The organism is Arthrobacter sp. Y3223164 (assembly GCF_059091005.1).
Genome location: NZ_JBNHGF010000019.1, coordinates 1 through 18420, shown reverse-complemented (window position 1 = coordinate 18420; position 18420 = coordinate 1). Strand labels below are relative to the sequence as shown.

General features: G+C 67.2%; 19 protein-coding genes. 4 read left to right on the top strand and 15 right to left on the bottom strand.

The features are described 5' to 3' along the window. The coding region (locus AC5RUJ_RS02655; RefSeq protein ID WP_494155584.1) for a hypothetical protein at window positions 1-323 on the bottom strand (323 nt) is incomplete at its 3' end. Next, window positions 320-688 (bottom strand): hypothetical protein, encoded by a 369-nt coding sequence (locus AC5RUJ_RS02650; protein WP_494127823.1) that lies wholly within the window; start codon window positions 686-688, stop codon window positions 320-322. The genes AC5RUJ_RS02655 and AC5RUJ_RS02650, both read right to left, overlap by 4 nt. Before the next feature lie 192 nt (window positions 689-880). On the opposite strand from AC5RUJ_RS02650, the gene AC5RUJ_RS02645 reads away from it, so the two are divergent. Continuing rightward, complete coding sequence (locus AC5RUJ_RS02645) at window positions 881-1849, top strand: nuclease-related domain-containing protein (protein WP_494127824.1); 969 nt, start codon at window positions 881-883, stop codon at window positions 1847-1849. 132 nt (window positions 1850-1981) lie between these two features. Here the strand turns inward: AC5RUJ_RS02645 and AC5RUJ_RS02640 are convergent, their stop codons facing one another. From AC5RUJ_RS02640 to AC5RUJ_RS02625, 4 genes are all read right to left on the bottom strand, one after another. Then, entirely contained in the window at window positions 1982-2623 is a 642-nt protein-coding gene (locus AC5RUJ_RS02640; RefSeq protein WP_494127825.1) for an NAD(P)-dependent oxidoreductase, read from the bottom strand. Between the two features lie 215 nt (window positions 2624-2838). Next, window positions 2839-3453 carry a dTMP kinase gene (locus AC5RUJ_RS02635; protein ID WP_494127826.1) on the bottom strand — a complete coding sequence of 205 codons (615 nt, stop codon included), beginning with the start codon at window positions 3451-3453 and terminating at the stop codon, window positions 2839-2841. A gap of 181 nt (window positions 3454-3634) precedes the next feature. Continuing rightward, the gene (locus AC5RUJ_RS02630) at window positions 3635-4780 is read right to left on the bottom strand and encodes a N(5)-(carboxyethyl)ornithine synthase (protein WP_494127827.1); all 1146 of its coding nucleotides are present in this window, start codon (window positions 4778-4780) and stop codon (window positions 3635-3637) included. Between the two features lie 5 nt (window positions 4781-4785). Further along, complete coding sequence (locus tag AC5RUJ_RS02625) at window positions 4786-4920, bottom strand: hypothetical protein (protein WP_494002157.1); 135 nt, start codon at window positions 4918-4920, stop codon at window positions 4786-4788. A 559-nt stretch (window positions 4921-5479) separates the two neighbouring features. On the opposite strand from AC5RUJ_RS02625, the gene AC5RUJ_RS02620 reads away from it, so the two are divergent. After that, on the top strand, window positions 5480-6151 hold the full coding sequence (locus tag AC5RUJ_RS02620; protein ID WP_494127828.1) for a DNA alkylation repair protein: 672 nt from the start codon (window positions 5480-5482) through the stop codon (window positions 6149-6151). Window positions 6152-6248: 97 nt separating this feature from the next. Here the strand turns inward: AC5RUJ_RS02620 and AC5RUJ_RS02615 are convergent, their stop codons facing one another. The 4 genes from AC5RUJ_RS02615 to AC5RUJ_RS02600 form a co-directional block, all read right to left on the bottom strand. Then, complete coding sequence (locus tag AC5RUJ_RS02615; RefSeq protein ID WP_494024445.1) at window positions 6249-7124, bottom strand: amino acid ABC transporter ATP-binding protein; 876 nt, start codon at window positions 7122-7124, stop codon at window positions 6249-6251. Continuing rightward, on the bottom strand, window positions 7121-8107 hold the full coding sequence (locus AC5RUJ_RS02610; protein WP_494024444.1) for an amino acid ABC transporter permease: 987 nt from the start codon (window positions 8105-8107) through the stop codon (window positions 7121-7123). The genes AC5RUJ_RS02615 and AC5RUJ_RS02610 overlap by 4 nt, the downstream gene beginning before the upstream one ends. A gap of 9 nt (window positions 8108-8116) precedes the next feature. Next, the gene (locus AC5RUJ_RS02605; RefSeq protein WP_494127829.1) at window positions 8117-9094 is read right to left on the bottom strand and encodes an ABC transporter substrate-binding protein; all 978 of its coding nucleotides are present in this window, start codon (window positions 9092-9094) and stop codon (window positions 8117-8119) included. Window positions 9095-9159: 65 nt separating this feature from the next. After that, the gene (locus AC5RUJ_RS02600) at window positions 9160-10791 is read right to left on the bottom strand and encodes an amidohydrolase (protein ID WP_494127830.1); all 1632 of its coding nucleotides are present in this window, start codon (window positions 10789-10791) and stop codon (window positions 9160-9162) included. Between the two features lie 156 nt (window positions 10792-10947). Between AC5RUJ_RS02600 and AC5RUJ_RS02595 the strand changes: the two genes are divergently transcribed. After that, window positions 10948-11853 carry a LysR family transcriptional regulator gene (locus AC5RUJ_RS02595; RefSeq protein ID WP_494127831.1) on the top strand — a complete coding sequence of 302 codons (906 nt, stop codon included), beginning with the start codon at window positions 10948-10950 and terminating at the stop codon, window positions 11851-11853. 167 nt (window positions 11854-12020) lie between these two features. On the opposite strand, the gene AC5RUJ_RS02590 is transcribed toward AC5RUJ_RS02595, so the two are convergent. Further along, the gene (locus AC5RUJ_RS02590) at window positions 12021-12593 is read right to left on the bottom strand and encodes a CueP family metal-binding protein (protein WP_494127832.1); all 573 of its coding nucleotides are present in this window, start codon (window positions 12591-12593) and stop codon (window positions 12021-12023) included. Window positions 12594-12709: 116 nt separating this feature from the next. Beyond that, a complete protein-coding gene (locus AC5RUJ_RS02585; protein ID WP_494127833.1) occupies window positions 12710-14608 on the bottom strand; it encodes an FAD-binding monooxygenase in 1899 nt (632 codons plus the stop codon). A gap of 341 nt (window positions 14609-14949) precedes the next feature. Between AC5RUJ_RS02585 and AC5RUJ_RS02580 the strand changes: the two genes are divergently transcribed. Next, the gene (locus AC5RUJ_RS02580) at window positions 14950-15930 is read left to right on the top strand and encodes an ornithine cyclodeaminase family protein (RefSeq protein WP_494024714.1); all 981 of its coding nucleotides are present in this window, start codon (window positions 14950-14952) and stop codon (window positions 15928-15930) included. On the opposite strand, the gene AC5RUJ_RS02575 is transcribed toward AC5RUJ_RS02580, so the two are convergent. The 3 genes from AC5RUJ_RS02575 to AC5RUJ_RS02565 all read right to left on the bottom strand — a co-directional run. Then, window positions 15911-16195, bottom strand: coding sequence for a DUF1540 domain-containing protein (locus AC5RUJ_RS02575; protein ID WP_494002346.1), 285 nt, complete (start codon window positions 16193-16195; stop codon window positions 15911-15913). The two genes, AC5RUJ_RS02580 and AC5RUJ_RS02575, sit on opposite strands and share 20 nt — an antisense overlap. A gap of 140 nt (window positions 16196-16335) precedes the next feature. Continuing rightward, window positions 16336-17553 (bottom strand): MFS transporter, encoded by a 1218-nt coding sequence (locus tag AC5RUJ_RS02570; RefSeq protein WP_494024713.1) that lies wholly within the window; start codon window positions 17551-17553, stop codon window positions 16336-16338. Window positions 17554-17637: 84 nt separating this feature from the next. Then, on the bottom strand, window positions 17638-18420 hold a 783-nt coding region (locus AC5RUJ_RS02565), incomplete at its 5' end, for a matrixin family metalloprotease (RefSeq protein ID WP_494155583.1).

The window sequence follows — 18420 nt, the reverse complement described above, 5'->3', positions numbered from 1 at the left end:
AGGCCGGGGCGTGCCGCCGCGAGTTCTTCGGACTCCGCCTGCAGTGCCCGGCCGGAGGCGACGAAGACCGTGACGGCTTCCCGGGCAGCGGCCAGCGCCGCAGTCCATTCCCGCATGGGTCCGTCCAGCTCATTCAGGGCGGAGTGGACCTCCAGCTCGGTGTCCGGTTGCTGATAGGCAAAGCTCAGCCCGGCCCACGCCGCACCGGCGTCGACCAGGTAATTTGCCGCGGACTCGGCGCGCAGGGACATCTCCCGGACCGCATCGCCCAGCCGGTCCCAGGGGACGTTGATCTCCGGGACGCTGCCCAGTCGCACCGTCACGGCTGCGGCACCGGCCCGAAGCCGCGCGGGGCAAGGACGGTCGAGTGGTCGGCGTTCAGGGACTCGGCGAAGGCTGCGGCTTCGGCGGACATCCGCCCGTCGGCCTCGACGAACAGCTCCGCGGTTTCGGCCACGACCCGCGACTTGTTGTACACGAGGCCGGCAATCCGGTGGCCCACGTCCCGCCGCGGCGACCAGAACCCCGCGAACGCGTCGGCTACGTCCGTGGCACTGCCGAACAACGACGCCGCCTCGTCGCCTGCCGCCGCCGTGTCGCCTGCCGCCTTGTCCAGCGACTGGCCGTCCGCGGCCACGTCCACCAGGATCATGTGGAGCTGCCTCGGATTGATCCGCCAGCTGCCCATCCCGCCGCCCTCCCCCGCTTAACCGTTTCCCTCACACTGTTGCATGCGGCACCGCAGAACTGAATGGGGACGACTACCCATGGTTTATCGATTTGGCACTTCCGGCGGGTTCACGGCCCGGAACCCCTGGCCCCCGGCGCGGGGCGGGGACATACTGGGTCTCCATGCTGAAACGAGATCCGGGGAGGTTGCATGGAACGTCCGGAACAGTGGGGGGCCGCCCGCCGGCCGACTGGACCCGAAACCCTGTATTCGCCGTTCATGGAATTCGATCCGGGCCAGCTGTCGTGGCGGAACCAACCCGCGCCCGCGGAGCGCATCGGCCGCAGCTACAACGGCCTTCGCGTTGTGGTCGTCGTCGTCCTATTACTGATCGGTTTCGGACAGTCAGTGGTGCTCATCTCGATGCTGGCCAGCGCCGCATTAGGTGACGCTCCGCCTCAGCTGCCGGTCGCCGTCGTCCTGACGGCAGCCTGTTTCCTGGGCCTTGGCGCGATTGGCAGGCACTGGGGCGTCGCGGCGCCGAAAAAGGTTGCCCGGCAACTGGTCTTCGGCGCGGGCGGCGCGGCCCTGTCGGGCGGTTGGTCCCGGTTTCGGCCGGAGGACATCGCCAAGGGCGCGGAGGGCGAGCGGTGGACGGCGCAGGCACTGGAGACCCTGCTGGCCATTCCCGGGACCCGGATCTTCCACGGGCTGCGGTTCCCGGGCAGCCACGTGGCGGACATCGACCACGCCGTCATCAACGGCGACCGGGTGGTCTATATCGACTCCAAGTTCTGGAAACCCGGGCAATACCAGTGGATCGACCGGGAGACGCTGGCCTCCGTCCATCCGCGCGGGTTCAGGCGGCGGACCATCCACATGGACGTTGTGCAGACCGACCCGCGCACGGCCAGGGTTGCGGCCGAGGTCGCCTGCCACGTCATTGCCCATCCGAATGCGCCGGGCCCGATCACGTTCACGCCCGGGCACCAGATTTCTCCCACCGGCATCCCCATCACGGGCGTGCAGACCGGCGTCGACGGCATTGGCCACTGGCTGCTGCAGGGGCAGAAGGCAGGAACGGTGAACCGCTACGCGCTGGCGAGGCTGCTTGCCATGCAGAAGAAAGCACCGGCCGGTACCGGTACACGCCGGACCGGCCGCGGGCACCGGCGCTGATCTTCCAGCGGGCGGGGCGCGTGGACAGGCGCCTGTCGAGACGGTGAACGACGGCCGCCGAGCTGCCTGCGACCGGACAGGTTGCCCGGGCCGGACCAGCTGCGGCGGCCGTCGTGTTGTGGCCGGGGAGGTTTAGCTGTCGCTGACCGTGAAGCGGGTCTTCCGGTGCGCGGGCTTTTCGATCTCGTCCAGGATGGCCACGGCCATCGTGCCGGTGGTGGTGTGTGATTCGCCGTCGGCGGCATACAGGAGCCGGTCCGTGCCCAGCACCGGGGCGGTGGCGTCACCGGGCGTGAACAGCGCCGAGGGGGACACCCCGACCCAGTCGACGTCCGTGACGCCGCGCAGGTATTCGAGTTCCTTCAGCTGGTTCTCCGGGATGGAAATCCACGCCTCGGCGCTGGGGATGTTGCGGATGTCCTCGACGAACAGGTGGTCGTCGTCGCCGGTGGTCAGGCTGCCGGCGCCCAGGATGAAGACCAGGCGGGGAGTGGTTTCCCCGGCGAGCTCGACCAGCGAGCGGGCCAGGTCAACGTGCCGGTAGGCCTCGTGCGGAGCCGTGCCGAACGCATTAACGACGACGTCGAAGGCTGCAAGGTCTTCGGCGCCGAGGGAGAAAGCGTCGCGTTCCAGTACCGCGGCGTCCGCGCCGAGGACGTCCCCGGCCTTTGCGGCGCTCCGGACGATCGCTGTTGTCTGGTGGCCGCGTTTGGCCGACTCGTGGAAGAGGGCGCGTCCGGCGTTGCCCGTGGCTCCGATGATTCCGATCTTCATGCTGTCCTTACGTTGGCGTGATGTCTTTCAAAAGGCTTGGCCTCTGCTAGGTGCAATCGATTGAAGCATCAACTTATTCCGGGGTGAGTGCCTCCAGGCGACGGACCGCCCGCTCCCCGGCCGGCCGTAAGTGCCGCCGAGGCGGCCGCCCGCTCAGTCAGGGCCGGCCGTCGTCGTCGTTAGGCAGGCAAGTGAGCATGGGCCGGGAGGCCCAGCTAGGTGGCAGGCGGGGACACAGCCTCCATGACGCGGCGCAGGACGTCGCTGCGGGACCCAACCGCGTCGACGACCTGCCAGTCCAAGGACTTGGCCCTTCGCAGGTAGACGTTGCGTGCCGCCCGCAGGTAGTCCGCCGACTCGGAATCCTCGCCCCGCGCGATGATCCGGGTGTGCGCCGCCTCGGCGGGCAGATCCAGCAGCACGACGACGCCTGGCCGAGGCAGGGCTCGGACCAGCCAGGGCAGGACGCCTCCCGGCGGCAGGCCACGCACGTCACGAAGGACCTGCTGGCAGTGCAGGTGCCGGTCCATCACCGTGGTTCCCCGGAAGGCTGCCGCCCGGAGGTGGGCAGCCAGCACGTTCACAATGCGCACCATCGACTCGAACCGGTCGGCCCAGCGCGGAGTAATGCCGATGCCGAGGCGTGCAGCTGCCCGGGACAGCCAGCGCCGTCCGGCCGGGTTACGCACTAACTGCGCGTAACGGCCCGCCGCCCGCTCAACTTCGACCAGCGAGGCCGCGGCCGTCGTCTTCCCGGCTCCGTCGATGCCGAGGATAACGACGGTTCTCCGCGGGGGCCGCCGCGGGCCGCGTCCGGTTTCCGTGGGCAAAAATTCCCTGCTCTCCTGTGGTGATGTCTCCTCAACAACGCACGCGCGGCCGGGATCGATGCCCGGTCGGGCTGTGAATTTGCTGAGACATGCCGAGCAGGCGAGGGGCTCCGAGCCAGAAAGACGACGGCGGCACGTGAGCGCCGCCGTCGTCCCTATGGGGCGATCGGTACCGCGGAATTCAGGCAGGCAGGTGAGGGTAGTCTTCCGAGCGGTCCTGGAAGGCGAGAACCGCCGGGTTGGCGATGACGCCGTCGCGGATCTCGATGGCCCGGCTGATCGTCTCGTCCTCGAGCCAGCTGCCGGGTCCGCCCATCACGGTGCGCAGGAACGGGATCAGGGCCGTGCTGATCTCCCAGGTCGCGGAATTCCACAGGTACGACGGCGTGTGGTCCACGGCGTAGTAGCTCACGTGGTTGCCGACCTCGAAGGTGGGTTCGGCGAAGGTCGTCATCTTCGCCCAGCTGAAGCCCATGCCTTCGTCGCAAGAGACATCGACGATCAGGCTGCCCGGCCGGAAGCCGTCCAGGTCCGCCTCGTCGAGGTAGATCAGCGGGTTGTTGGGGTCCTGCAGCGTGCAATTGACCACGATGTCCCGCTCGGCGAGGAACGGAGCCAGCGGCACCCGTCCGTCGTCGTCGGTGATGACGTGGCTGAGGTGCGGGGCGGTGGCGTCCTGGTCGAACTGGGTGATCCGCGCGGAGTGGATCGGGGATCCGACGGCGGCCGCCGCGCGGTTGGTCAGGACCTGCACGTCGTGGATGCCGTGCGCGTTCAGGGCGGTGACCGCGCCGCGGGCCGTGGCGCCGAAACCAATGACGACGGCGGTGAGCGGGCGGCCGTAGTCGCCGGTGGATCCTGCCAATTCCAGCGCATGCAGCACCGAACAGTAGCCGGCCATCTCGTTGTTCTTATGGAAGACGTGGAGGGCGAACCTGCCGTCCGCGGCCCAATGGTTCATCGCTTCGAAGGCGATCAGCGTCAGTCGCTTGTCGATGGCCAACTGGGTGATGGCCCGGTCCTGGACGCAGTGCGGCCAGCCCCAGAGGATCTGGCCGTCGCGGAGTTCGGCAAGGTCTTCCGGCTGCGGCTTGGGCAGCACCACCACGTCCGCTGCTGCAATGAGTTCCTCGCGCGGCGCCATGCGTCCCACCAGTTGTTCCAGGTGCGCGTCGGACACGCCGAAGCGCTCGCCGTAGCCCCGTTCGAGGATGATCCGCTCGCGGAGGTCGGCGTCGAGGCGCTCGATGTGCGCAGGATGGAGGGCCAGCCTGCGCTCATCGGGCTTTCGCGTAGTTGCCAGGACTCCGAGCGAGAGCAGAGTCAAAAGCCTCAGCGCTTCTTGATAGTGGTCAGGGTCTCCGAGGCTGCGGCGCCGGCGGCCTTGGCCTTCTTGTCGCTGCGCTTTTCCTTGATGGACTTGCCCGATTTCTTCGATGCGGTCTGTCGGGGAGATTTGTCGGCCATGAGTGCCTCCTTGGCGCCAGCAAAGAATGCTGCGCCTTAACGGGAGCACAGACGTGCTCCGTACTCCTGACCATACGCCATCGCGCGTCAGGCAGGTGCTCCGGTGGCCGTCGGCGGTGCACGTTGTGGCACGACGGCGGGAATGGGGCGGCAGTCCGGCTGCGGTCGAGGACGACGGTGGGGGATGCGCTGTCGCGGGGCCGTCCTGAGTCCTGGTCCCATCGACGGCCGCCGGAAACGCCGAAAGCGGCCGATACCGCCGAAAGCGGCCGAAAACGGCGAAACGGGCCGATAATGTCGTAGCCCTGTCGGATATGGGCCCGTTTCGACGCGGGTGCTTCGGCATTGGGGCATGGTGGGCGCCGCGAGAGGTGAAACTGCCGGGCCTGCGGGTTGGAGCGCCAGAGCGCTGAGGCGTGGAACACCAGGGCACAGGGGCTTGAAGCGCCAGAGCCCCGCGAGGCGTGGAGTACCGGAGCCCTGAGGCTTGGAGCGCCAGAGCGCCCGTGATTCAAACACCAGTACGCTGGATCTCAGACGTGAGTAACCGGGAGGGTGGATGTCCGAGACGACGGTAACAGAGGTGATGGCCGAGCTGGCCGCGCTTGAGGACCCGAAGGTGCGCGAGGCGAACGAGAAGCGCGGCGACGACCACGGCGTTAACCTCGGCAAGCTGCGCGCTGTCGCCAAGCGGTTGAAGACCCAGCAGGATTTGGCGCGCGGGCTGTGGGCCACGGGCAACACTGCAGCCCGGCTGCTGGCCCTGCTGATCTGCCGGCCGAAGGATTTCGGACGCGACGACCTGGACGCCATGCTGCGCGAGGCGCGCGCCCCCAAGGTGCACGACTGGCTGGTGAACTACGTGGTCAAGAAGAGCCCGCACGCCGAGGAGCTCCGCGTGGCCTGGACCGGCGACGCGGATCCGGTGGTCGCCAGCGCCGGGTGGGCGCTGACCACCGAACGGGTGGCGAAAAAGCCCGAGGGCCTGGACCTCGAGGGACTGCTGGACACCGTCGAGGCCGAGATGAAGGACGCGCCGGACCGCCTCCAGTGGGCCATGAACCACACCCTCGCCCAGATCGGCATCGACCACGCCGAGCACCGCGCCCGCGCGATCAACATCGGCGAACGCCTCGGGGTGCTCAAGGACTACCCGACGCCGCCGAACTGCACGTCCCCGTATGCGCCTGCCTGGATCAACGAGATGGTGAGCCGGCAGGCCAAAGCCTGAGCGCTCGTTAGCGGCGCCGTTGCGAAGACCCGCACCGGAGCCGCCCCCTCAGCGGATCTTAGGCGGCGACGGCGACTCGAAGGTCAACCGCAGGCGTCTACAGCACCTTCGCCAAGAACGCCTTCGTCCTCTCCATCTGCGGGTTGGCGAGCACATCAGCCGGCGCGCCGGATTCGACGATGGTCCCGGCATCGAAGAAATGAACGGTATCGGCAACCTCACGTGCGAAGCCCATCTCGTGGGTGACCACCACCATGGTCATGCCTGCACGGGCGAGTGCCTTCATCGCCTCAAGGACTTCCTCGACCAACTCCGGATCCAGTGCGGAAGTGGGTTCGTCGAAGAGCATGATTTCGGGGTCCATGGCCAGAGCGCGCGCAATCGCCACGCGCTGTTGCTGTCCGCCGGAAAGCTGGTGCGGGCGTTTCTGCGAATGGTCGGCCAGGCCCACCTTCGCCAGTTCATGCAGTGCCCGGGTGCGGGCGGCGGACTTGGAGACGCCTCGGACCTCGGTCAGCGCGCAGGCGACGTTTTCCTCGGCAGTCAGGTGCCCGAAGAGGTTGAAACGCTGGAAGACCATGCCTATGCGCGAGCGGAACGCGGCGAACTGCTTGGGGGTCCACTCGTAGTAGCGTCCATTCCGATACTCGTACCCGACGTGCCGCCCGTGGACCAGCAGCGTGCCGTCGTCGTACGCCTCCAGCGCATTCAGGCAGCGCAGGAAGGTGGACTTGCCCGAGCCGGAGGGCCCGACGATGCAGCTGACCTCGCCGGCGGCAACCGTGAAGTCCACGCCGGTGAGTACCTGGTGGGCGCCGAAGGACTTGGTGACGCCGTGGGATTCCACATGCAGCTTGTGCGCCCGAGCCGTGGAGGCGGTACCGCCGGCGGCCGTCGCGGGGGATGACGCGGAGACAGGTTCGCCGGCGCGAGGTGCAGGGGAGGCGGAAAGGCTGTTGGGTTCGGTAGTCATGGGAGATCCTTTCCGGCCGTGGCGACATCATCCGCCGCGCGCGGTTCCGCCGTCGTTCTCTTGGCTGTAACGGTCTTGAGCAGGAAGCCCGGCCTGCGGACCAGACGCACGGCGTCGGCTCCGAAACGGGCCTCGAGCTTGGACTGAAAAAAGGTTGCGATGGCGGTCATGACCATGTACCAGAGCGAGGCAACGATCAGCAGTTCCATGATCAGGTTGTTCTGCTTGTAGATCTGACTGGCGTTGGTCATCAGGTCGTTGCCCGCGACGACGTACACCAGCGACGTGGTCTTAAGCATGGAGATGAACTCGTTGCCGGTGGGCGGGATGATGATGCGCAGCGCCTGCGGCAGCACGATCTTCCGCATCCGCTTGCCCGGGGTCATGCCGAGCGCATACGCGGCCTCGCTTTGGCCGGCGTCGACGGCCTGGATGCCGGCGCGCACCGTTTCAGCGAAGTACGCCGCAAGGTTCAGCCCTAGCCCGAGCAACGCCGCGTTGAACCCGGTCATCACGTCATTGGTGTTCCACATATAGCCGATGTTGGTGAACGGGACCTGGATGATCAGCGACGGGAACAGGAAGGCCAGGTTGTACCAGAAGATCAGCTGCACGAGCACGGGGGTGCCGCGGAAGAACCAGATGTACAGCGTGGATAGCCAGTTCAGCACTGGGTTGTGCGAGAGCTTCATGACTGCCAGCAAGACGCCGAGGACCAGCCCGAGCACCGTGGCGAGCACGGAGATCATCAGGGTGACCCAGATCCCGTCGATAATCTTGGGGAAGAAGAGGTACTCGGCGACCTTGCCCCAGCGGATGTTGGGGTTGGTGGCCAGCGTGAAGGCCAGCCAGGCGAAGACCACCACGGCCAGCGTCCCCAGAATCCACCGCTCGGGATGGCGGAGCGGGACCACGGTCACGGCGGTGCCGTCGGGCCCGCTCAGCTGCCTGGGCCGATTGCTGCGTCGGAGCGCTTGGCTCATCTGCGCCCCCTATTTTCCGTCGTTGATTGTGGCAGTGTCGATCGCCATCTGCTGGACGTTCCAAGCGGCGAGGATCTTCCCATAGCTGCCGTCGTCGATCAGCTCCTGCAGGGCCTTTTGCACCGCGTCGATCAGTTCCTTGTTATCCTGCTTCATCGCGATGCCCCAGACGCTTTCATCGCCTTCGATGGCCACGGCTTCCAGGACGCCCTCGGAGGTCTGCGCGCGGTAGGCGGCGACGGGGTAGTCGTTGATCCCCGCGTCGGCGCGGTCGTTGCGCACCTGCAGGATGGCGTCCTGGTCGCCGGAGAACTTCAGGATCTCCAGTCCGTCTTTCCCGGCGGCCTTGCAGTCCTTGTCAAAGCCCTCCGCGAGGGCGAGCGAGGAGCCGTTGTCCACGACGGCCACAGTCTTGCCACAGGCCGTCGACGGGTCACCCATGCCGGCGGGATTGCCCTTCTTGACGACCCAGCCGTTGCCGGCCTGGACATAGTCCACGAATGTGACGGTCTTGCGCCGCTCTTCGTTGTCGGTCATGGAGGACATGATGATGTCGTAGCGCCCGGTGGTGATGCCCGGGATCTGCGCGTTGAAGTCCTCGTTGTTGATGGTGATTTTGACGCCGAGCTTGTTCGCGATCGCCCGGCCGAGGGAGGGGTCCACCCCGATCAGTGTCTTGCCGTCCTCGGCGAGCAGTTCCATGGGCGGGTAACCCTCGGAGGTGGTCATTTTGATGCCCTCGGTCTTGATCGACTCGGGCAGGCCGGCGGTCAAATCGGCGTTCGGTGTGATGCCGTCGATGACGGACTTGGCCAGGTCCTCATCGGGTGCCGGTGCGGCGCTAAAGGAGGTGTCCTCGTTGCCGGCGGCGTTGCCCTCGGTGGAGGAGAGTGACTGCCCGCCGCAGGCCGTCGTGGCCAGCAGTGCCAGCAACGCAGCGGATGCCATGACGCCGGAGCGGAGGGTACGGACTCGGGTGATGTTCATGCGGTCTCCTTGGTGCGGATGGTTGGAACGGATTGTGTGCTGGAGGTGTGTAGCGGGCGGAGCGGTTACAGGTCCCTCCGGTACCGGAGGGATCCCCCAACGGCGGTAGCCATGACCGGAATGTCGCGTAGCTCGGCGGGACCGACGGCGTAGGGGTCGGCCCCGAGGGCCGTGAAGTCGGCCAGCATTCCTGGGCGCAGCCGGCCCTTGGTAGCCTCTTCGCCGGAGGCATGCGCGGCGCCGGTGGTGTAGCCGGCGATCGCCTCGGCGACGCTCACCCGCTCGCCGGGCTGCCAGCCGCCGACGGGATCGTTGTCACGGTTCTGCCGGGTCGCGGCGGCATGAATCCCGTGTAAAGGGTCGGGCAATTCCACGGGCGCGTCGGAGCCGAAGGCGGGAAGTGCGCCGGCGTCGATCAGCGAGCGCCACGCGTAAGAGGCCAGTTCGCGGCCAACGAGCAGGGTGGAGGCCAGCGGGATGTCGGACGTGCAGTGGGTGGGCTGCATGGAGGGAACGACGCCGAGGCGCGCCACGCGTTGCACGTCCGCGGGGCGTAAATGCTGCGTGTGTTCGATCCGATGCCGCAATCGGCTGGCTGCTCGTTCGGTGTGGCCCGTGATGTTGGGGGAGGCATCGAGCGGGTTGCGGACCAGGTCCTGATAGGCATCCAGCACCAGCTGGTTGGCGCGGTCCCCGATGGCGTGAGTAGCGACCGCGATTCCGGCGCCGGCGGCCCGGCGAACCAGTGCGAGCAGGTCGAGATAGGGGATGACCTCGATGCCAGCGTTCCCGTCCTCGCCGGGGAAGGGCTGGGTCATGTGACAGGTGTGGGAACCCAAGGCGCCGTCGGAAAAAAGCTTCACCGGACCGGTGCTCAGCCAGGCGTCGCCGTTGCCGGTGGCCCGCCCTTCGTCGATCGCTTGGTCCAAGGCGATGCGCGGGATCGCCTTATGTACGCGCAAATGGAGGTTGCCGCTCTCGCGCAGAGACCGGTATGCATGCAGGCAGTCCTCGCCATCGAAGTCGTGGATGCCGGTGAGCCCGACGGCTAGCAGGCGGTGCTGGGCCTCGGCAAGCTGTGCCTCGAGGTCCCCGGCCTCGGCGCTGTGCATGATGTCGCTCAGCTGGGCATGGGCCGTCTCGCGCAGGATGCCGGTGGGATGGCCGTCGCCATCGCGGACGATTTCACCACCCACCGGATCCGGCGTGGAGGCGTCGATGCCGACGGCCGCCAATGCCGAGGTGTTGGCCCAAACCGTGTGCCCATCGATGCTTGGCAATGCGGCGGGCCTGCCACCTGTGGCCGCATCCAGCGCCTTGCGGTCCGGTTGCACCGGCACATCCCAGGCGTTGAAGTCCCAGCGTCCGCCGAAGACCCAGGCCGATGCCGGCAGCGCCTCCGCGTAGTTCCTCACCCTGTCCAGGGCGTCCTCGAGGCTGGTGGCGCCGCGAAGGTCCAGGGCGGCAATTTCGCGGGCGTAGTTCGCGGTGTGGATATGGGCGTCGGTCAGGCCCGGAACCACTGTGGTGCCACCGAGGTCGATGGTTTCGTATGTACCGGTGGCGTGGGTGCGCATTTCCTCGGGTGTGCCGATGGCGAGGATGCGTTCGCCCCGGGTCAGCAGCGCGGTGGCCCGGGGAAGCCCGGCCCATTGGGTGTAGAACGTGGCATTGACGTAGAGGCGTTGCTCAAGCATTTCTAATCCTTCGCGGCATGCTAGCGCCGAAAGCGGCATGCCCAAGCGTGTCTTGCGGAACTTCTTCGTCCCGTTCGCAACACTCTAGGCGACGATGTAGCAAACTATGACGTACAACACAGCGGTGATTCGACGAACTCAGTTCAAGGAACGCTAATGCTCAACCTGATCCACCTGCGCACCCTCGTGGAAGTGCTACGGCTCGGTTCCTTCACGGCGGCCGGCAATCGGCTGGGATACACGGCCTCGGCGGTGTCCCAGCAGATGTCGGCACTGGAGAAGGACATGGGCACGCGGTTGTTCGTGCGCAGCGCACGCAGCGTGCAGCCCACGCAGGCCGCGCATGCAGTGGGCCAACATGCGCTAAAGCTGTTGCGCGACGTCGACGGGTTGTTGGCCGCGGGGGCCGCCGCCAGCGGAGATGCGGTGCGCGAGTTGCGCATCGGGGCATTCCCCTCGGCCGCGACGTTCATCTTGGGGGACGTCCTGGAATCAGTGCAGTGGCGGGAGCTGGGTGCGCAATTGAAAATTTCTATCGGGGAACCGAGCGCCGTCGTGCCGGGAGTTCGAGTCGGTGGGGAGCTGGATGCGGCCCTTGTGTACCAGGTGGGCGAATCCGGGCTGGTCCTGCCCCAGGGGGTGACCCGGCATTGGCTGGGGGAGGACCCGTTCCGCGTCGTTATTCCCACCGCGGCGGGCTACCGGGAAGACCAGCGGATGGACGTCAATGCGCTGGGCGCGATGCCTTGGATCATCCACCTGCGCGGTTCCAGCGACGCGAACGTAGTGGACGCAGTGCTGGCCAACGCCGGCCTGCACCCGCGTATCGTGGCTTCCAGTGACGACTTCCACGCGACGCTGCGGTTGGTCGCCGCCGGCCATGGGGCAGCTATGGTGCCGCAACTGGCGATGGGCGCACGGCCAAGCGGACTGACGGCCGTGCAGGTGCCCGAGCTGCAGCTTTCCCGGAAGCTCATGGCGTTGTCGGCCGAGGACGCACCCGCGGACCTCGTCGGGGAACTAGTCGGGTGTTGCGAGAACCTGTTGCAGCCGGAGAGTTGAGGCGTGGGGACCCGGGGACCACCCCCGCTGATCCGGTGGCGGTCAGCGCCGGCTGGGGCGCTGAACCCCGAACTGCGCGTCCCGTACGCGCCCATCTGGGCCAACGAACTGGCCAGCAGGCAGGCCAACGCTTGCTACCGGCGCGAGGCGGCAAAATCCGAGCGTCCTTAGGTCAGCCGGAGATCCGTGATGCAGGTGGCGCTGTCATCGGTCGTCGAGAAATCGGCCGAGCCGGTGTGCCCGTCGTAACTCACTTCGATGGTGCCGTGGATGTCGCCGGGAACCCAGAACCCTGCGAAACCGTTGCTGAAGGTTTCAAGCTGCTCATCCACCAGCGTCTCCCCGGTGGTGTCGTCAGTGATCTTGACGCTCATGTCCTTGTTGCCCAGTTCGCCAAGGCAGGTTGTCAGACTATGGTAAAAGCAGTCATGGGTCTGGTTCAGGTACGGGGCGACTGAGATGTAGGAACTGTCCTCCGGCAGGTCCAGCGTTACCTCGTTGTGGCCGTCGGTGAGCAGTAGATCGCCCTGCCGGACAGATGCCATCAAGTCGGTGGGCCGCTCGGCAGTGTCCAGCCGGTCGAGGTGGTCGATGATGCCAACCGCGTCCATATCGTCGAGCCCGAAGCCAGCGAGGAATTCGGCGTCCGTGGCCTCCCCCGCGGAGGTAGTCCCCTGGGCTGGCGCGCAGGCAGTCAGCACCAGGCCAAGCGCAGCCGCGGCGATAACGGCCCGTTTCATATCCCATCTCCTCATCCCCGCACCGTGGGCAACGCGGGGCCTACGGTGGTGATCTGTCCGCAAGAAAAGGACGACGACGGCACTTGTGCGCCGCCGTCGTCCTCATGAAGGGTGAATCAGTGCTGCGGCTCGCGGGCCTTCAGCAGGGGCGCGAAGAACTCGGCCAGCTCCGCGGTCGCGGACAGCGGCAGCACGTTCGCCACGTACTGGTCCGGCCGGACCACCACGATGGCGCCGTCGCGGGAGATGCCGCGGGCTTCGAAGATGTCCTCATCCTTGGCGGTGCCGAAGACCTTTTCGAGGTTGGTCAGCTGGAACGGGCCCACCTCGGGCTTGAACACGGCGGGCACGGCGTTGATGTCCACCTCCTCGTGATGCTGCTGGTAGATCACCTTCACATCGAACCAGGCGTCGAGGTCGGCGCCCTCCGGCCGGGCGGCGAGCGGGGAATCCGGTGCGGTCACCAGCCACTCGGACAGGTTGGCCACGGCCGCGGACTCGCCGGCCTGCGCCTGGTCGGCGAAGACATATATGCGCCAGCGCCCGTCGGCCTCGGCCAGGTGGCCCAGGTGCAGCGGGTTGGTGTCGCAGACGCGGGAGACCTTGGCGGACTTGAAGCGCTTGCCGACGGGGAAGCCGGTGGCCAGGTCCTGGTGGCTGCGCGCGCCGGTCAGGATTGACTGGGCGTACTCGGTCATGAAGCCGGCCGGGAATTCGGCGGTGCGGACGTAGAAGTCCTCGAGCTCCGTGGGATCGGCGAACTCCTCGGGCTTCTTGGCCATCATCGTCGACCATTCCTTGTCGAAGTCGATGAGGTCCTTCGCCACCACCTGGCGCTCCGCGGAGTAGGTGGAGAGCAGGCTCTCCGGGCTGCGGCCCTCCAGCACGTGTCCCAGCTTCCAGGCGATGTTGAAACCGTCCTGCATGGAGACGTTCATGCCCTGGCCGGCCTTGGCGCTGTGCGTGTGGCAGGCGTCGCCGGTGATGAAGACGCGCGGCGTGCGGGTGCCGACGTCCTCGGGCAGCAGGTCGTCGAACCGGTCGGTAAGGCGGTGGCCCACCTCGTACACGCTGTGCCAGGCGACGCTGCGCACGTCCACCGTGTACGGCGTCATGATCTCGTTGGCCTTGGCGATGATCTGCTCGATCGAGGTCTGGCGGATCTTGCCGTTGTCGTCGTCGGGCACCACGCCGAGGTCCACGTACATGCGGAACAGGTAGCCGCCCTCACGCGGGATCAGCAGGATGGACCCGCCGTCGTGCGACTGGATGGCGCACTTGGTGCGGATGTCCGGGAAGTCGGTCTGGGCCAGCACGTCCATGACGCCCCAGGCATGATTGGCGCTGTCGCCGGCCAGGGTGCTGCCGATCGCGGCGCGGACCTTACTGCGGGCGCCGTCGCAACCCACCACGTACTTGGCGTTGACGATGCGCTCCGAGCCGGCGTCCGGGCCTGCGCTGCGGATCAGCGTCACCTTCACCGGGTAGTCGCCCTCGTCGGCAACCTCGAGGGTCTTGAACTCCCAGCCGTAATCCGGCGTCAGGCGGGTGGGCGAGTTGGCCGCGACCTCGGCGAAGTAGTCGAGCACGCGCGCCTGGTTGACGATCAGGTGTGGGAACTCGCTGATGCCCATCTCGTCGTCGACCGCGCGGCCGCCGCGGACAATGTGCTTGGGATTCTCGGTGCCCGGGCGCCAGAAGTTCATCTCGGTGAGCCAGAACGCCTCGGCGGTGATGCGCTCGGCGAAGCCGAAAGCCTGGAAGGTCTCCACGCTGCGGGCCTGGATGCCGTCGGCCTGGCCGAGGACCAGCCGTCCCTCCCGGCGCTCCACCAGCCGCGTGGTGATGTTCGGGAACTGGGCCAGCTGCGCGGCCGCGAGCATGCCGGCGGGACCCGAGCCCACGATGAGCACGTCGACCTCGTCGGGAAGCTCCTCGGGGCGGTCGATGCCTACGCCGGCTGCCGGCTTGACGCGCGGGTCTCCGGATACGTAACCGTGGTGGTGAAACTGCACGGGTGTCCTCACTTCTATTGCATCTGCGGCCGTCGCCAGTGTTCTATATTTGAACACCGGGTTCTATAACTGAATAACCGTTCGGTTGCAGATACTGTACGGCAAACATGACGCAGCTAACAAGTAACGCCGCTGTCAGCGGGTGATCCTCCGGGTCCGGCGGCGTGGCCCTCTCTAGCCGCCTGACTTGGGTGTTGCGGGGACGGAAGGGCGGAATCGCGCTGTCGCCGCACGCGGGGTTGCCCTGCGTGAAGTGATGGGGGTCACGAAAACTGTAACCGGCGGATGTTGGCCGTAGAATCCGGCCAGCAACGACTCCAGATGCTGCGAGAGGACTTTCTGTGACCATCCCTTATTACGACGCCGATGCCGTGCGTGCCGCTGTTCCGTTCAGTCGCGCGGTGCGCGCCATCGAGGAGGGGCTGCTGTCCGGCGTGGATCCGGAATTGGACAGTCCCCGGTTGTTCAGCCCCGCGCCGGACGGGGAGTTTCTGCTGATGCCGACCGAGGGCGCCGGCCGCTACAGCGGGGTGAAGGTGGCGACAATCGCGCCGAAGAATCCGGCCCGCGGGCTGGAGAAGATCCAGGGCATCTACGTCTTGTTCGACGCCGAGACGCTGGCCCCGCTGGCGACGATGGACGGCGCGGAGCTCACGGCCATCCGCACTCCGGCGACAACCTTGGCGGCCGTGAAGAACATTGCGGCGGCGGCACCGGACGGCGAGGGCTTTGGGGATGCCCCGCAGGTGCTGGTCTTCGGCGCGGGGATACAAGCGCTGAACCACATCCGCGCCGCCAGGTCCGTATTTCCGAACGCGGGCTTCGCGGTCGTCGGCCAGCGTCCGCAACGCATCTCGAACCTGATCGCCGTGCTGGCCGCGGAGGGAATAGAGGTGGCCGACGCAACCGGTGCGCCGGACGCTGCCGTGGCGGGCGCCGACGTCGTACTTTGCGTGACATCCTCGCCGGAGCCGCTGTTCGATGGCAGGCTGCCCAAGGACGGGGCGATCATCGCGTCGGTTGGGCAGCACGGCTTGGACGCCCGGGAGGTCGACGCGGCGCTGGTGTTGCGCAGCGACGTGGTGGTGGAAGGCCGGGCTTCGTCCTGGCGGGAGAGCGGGGACCTGATCCCGGCCCGCAGCGTGGAGGAATGGCAGCAGATCCAGCCGCCGAACCTGCGTGACCTGGTGCAGGGCAAGCTGGTCCGGCGCCCGCGCACGTGCTGCCTCTACACCGGCGTCGGCATGGCCTGGGAGGACCTGGTGACGGCGGCTGTGGTCTATGAAGAGGGCGGGCCGCGCGTTACCGGTGCGCGTACGTGAGGCAGTCCGCGTTGTCCGCGCCGGGACCCACGTGAACTTCGGGCGCCTGGCACATGAGGTGGTCGTTGTGGGTGCACTCGGTCCGCTGGCAGGCGCCGACGCTGGCCAGCACCTTGGGAAGCCCGCCGTGCACTCCGGTGTCGATAAAGGTGGCACAGGCGGCATGGTTCTCGCCGCCGGCCACGGTGATGGCGGCCGCATTGCATTCGCTGTGATCGTTGAAGGAACAGTTGGTCACTGAGCAGTCGCTAACGTGTGAAGTCACAGTCATGGCACTTCCTTCCATCCCGGGACCGCCCCGGGTTGGGCGGCTCCATTAACTACGGTAGGCGCGATGCGGCCGATCAAAAAGGCATAAGACTGTGAGGTAATTGCCGTCGCGGCAAGAGGCGCCGAGCCTGGGACTCAGGCGGCCGCGCGGCTGGCCGTCCGGCCGTGCACCACGTAGTACAGCAGGATGCAGGCGAGCATGAGCAGGCCAAGCCAGCCGTACATTCCGTCGAAGCCGGTCAGCGGCACCAGCAGGCCCAGCAGCACCGGGCCGAAGCCGGTGCCGATGTCCAGCATCAGGTAGTAGGTGGCCAGGGCGGTGCCGAACCTCCGCTCCGCAACCAGCCGGACGGTAATGGCCTGAGTTCCGGGCAGCAGGGTCCCGAACCCGAGTCCGCTGAGCACCGCGGAGGCGACGACTATCCAGGTGTCCGGCCCGAGCGCCAGCAGCGCCAGGCCGGCGGCGAACAGCACCAGCGCGGGATACAGCACCACATTGTCGCCGCGGCGGTCTTGGACCCTGCCGGTGGTCACCCGCGACACCAGCACCGCGCCGGCAAACACCATAAAGAACAGCGCCGCAGCATCCGCTGCACCCGCGGCAGCGGTATACGAGGTGAGGAACGAGAGGATGCCGGAAAACGCCAGCCCGCTCACCAGCAGCACGGTGGTGATCGGCAGGACCTCGGGCGCGAAAACCTTTCCGAGCAGGACCGCGGGCGTCCGGCGCTCCTTTGCCTGCTCGCCGCCCGGACCGCGCTGATTGACGACGGCGGTCGGCGCCGCCGGCGCTTCCGGCAGTTTCAGGATCAGGGTCACCGCCAACGCCGCGACGGAACAGGCCGCACAAAAGAGGAACGCGACCTCGTAACTGCCGTCAACAACCAGCACCACCGCCAGCAGCGGCCCGAGGGCGGTGGCCAGCGTGGTGGAAACGGCGAAGTAGCCGGTGCCTTCGCTGCGGCGGGCGGGCGGAATCAGCGCCTGCGCACCGGCCGTGACGGCGGTGTTGGCGAGGCCGAAAGCCACACCGTGGGCCAGCCGCAGGACCACCAACGAGGTGAGGGAGTCCGCCGGGATGTACAAGAGGGACGCCGCGACGAAGGCGGCCAGGCTGATCAGCAGCATCCGCCGCCGTCCCGCGTTGTCGATCAGCGGCCCGGCAAAGAACCGCGAGACGAGCGCCCCCAAAATGAAGGCGCTGGACGCAAAGCCTGCCCCGGCGTCGGAGGCCAGGAACCGCTGGGCCGCGTAGAGCGCCATGGACGTCATCAGCAGGTAGAAGACGATGTAGATGAACAGATTCGCGCCGATGGCCAGCACGAAATTTCTGCTCCACAGCTTCTCCTGCACGCGGACGGCCTCCTAGCCTGCCTGGGCCGGTCCTCGTTGTCCCAGCGTTCCGGGCAGACCAGCAGTCCTGATTATGCCGCCGGGCTACACTTCCGGCACGCACGGACCGGTGCCCAGCAGCGCCAGGCCAGCCCGATCGCCGTCGGCCAGTGCAGTCACGCCGTTTGCCCCGGCATACATCAATTGCTCCGGATTATCCACATGCGCCAGCCCCAGCACGTGGCCGAGCTCGTGGATGATGACGGCGCGCACGTGCTCCCGACCGTCGGGATATGTGAGGACGTTGCGGAGCGACGGCGCATCCAAGGTGATCTGGCCGGCGACGAGAACGTGCGGCGTTCCCCGTGCGCCGACCGAGGAGCTGCCGCCGAGTCCGGCTATATCTCCGGCCAGCCGGGACACTTCGTCGGGATCCGACCACGTGATCAGCACCGGCGCCCACCGCTTGCCGTACCGCTCCGGCTGAAAGCGTTCGCGGCCTTCCTCGGCGAAGGCCTCGTCAGTGGGTCCGTCGTAAACGAACTGCAGTCCGCTGGCCGCGGAAACCTCGGCGATGGCTTCCTGAATGATCGTGTCGCCCCCCGGCGGCGCATTGTCCGGACGGACCACGTAGTGGATGGGGCGGCAGGGGTCATAGGCGAGGAAGGGCTGCGAGGACTCCGGCGGTGTTGCGTACAACTCGTAGGCGTCCGACTCCGCGACGGCGGGCGGCCGGCCCAGGGGGTTGTCGGCGGCTTCGACGCCGCGGGGCGGAATGTCCGCGCCGGGAAGGTAGGGGGCTATCGCCGGCATGACGTGTCGGCTGAACACGCCCGGGGCGAAGCACAGGGCGATGACGAAGGCGAGGGCCAGCCCGCTCGACAGGGT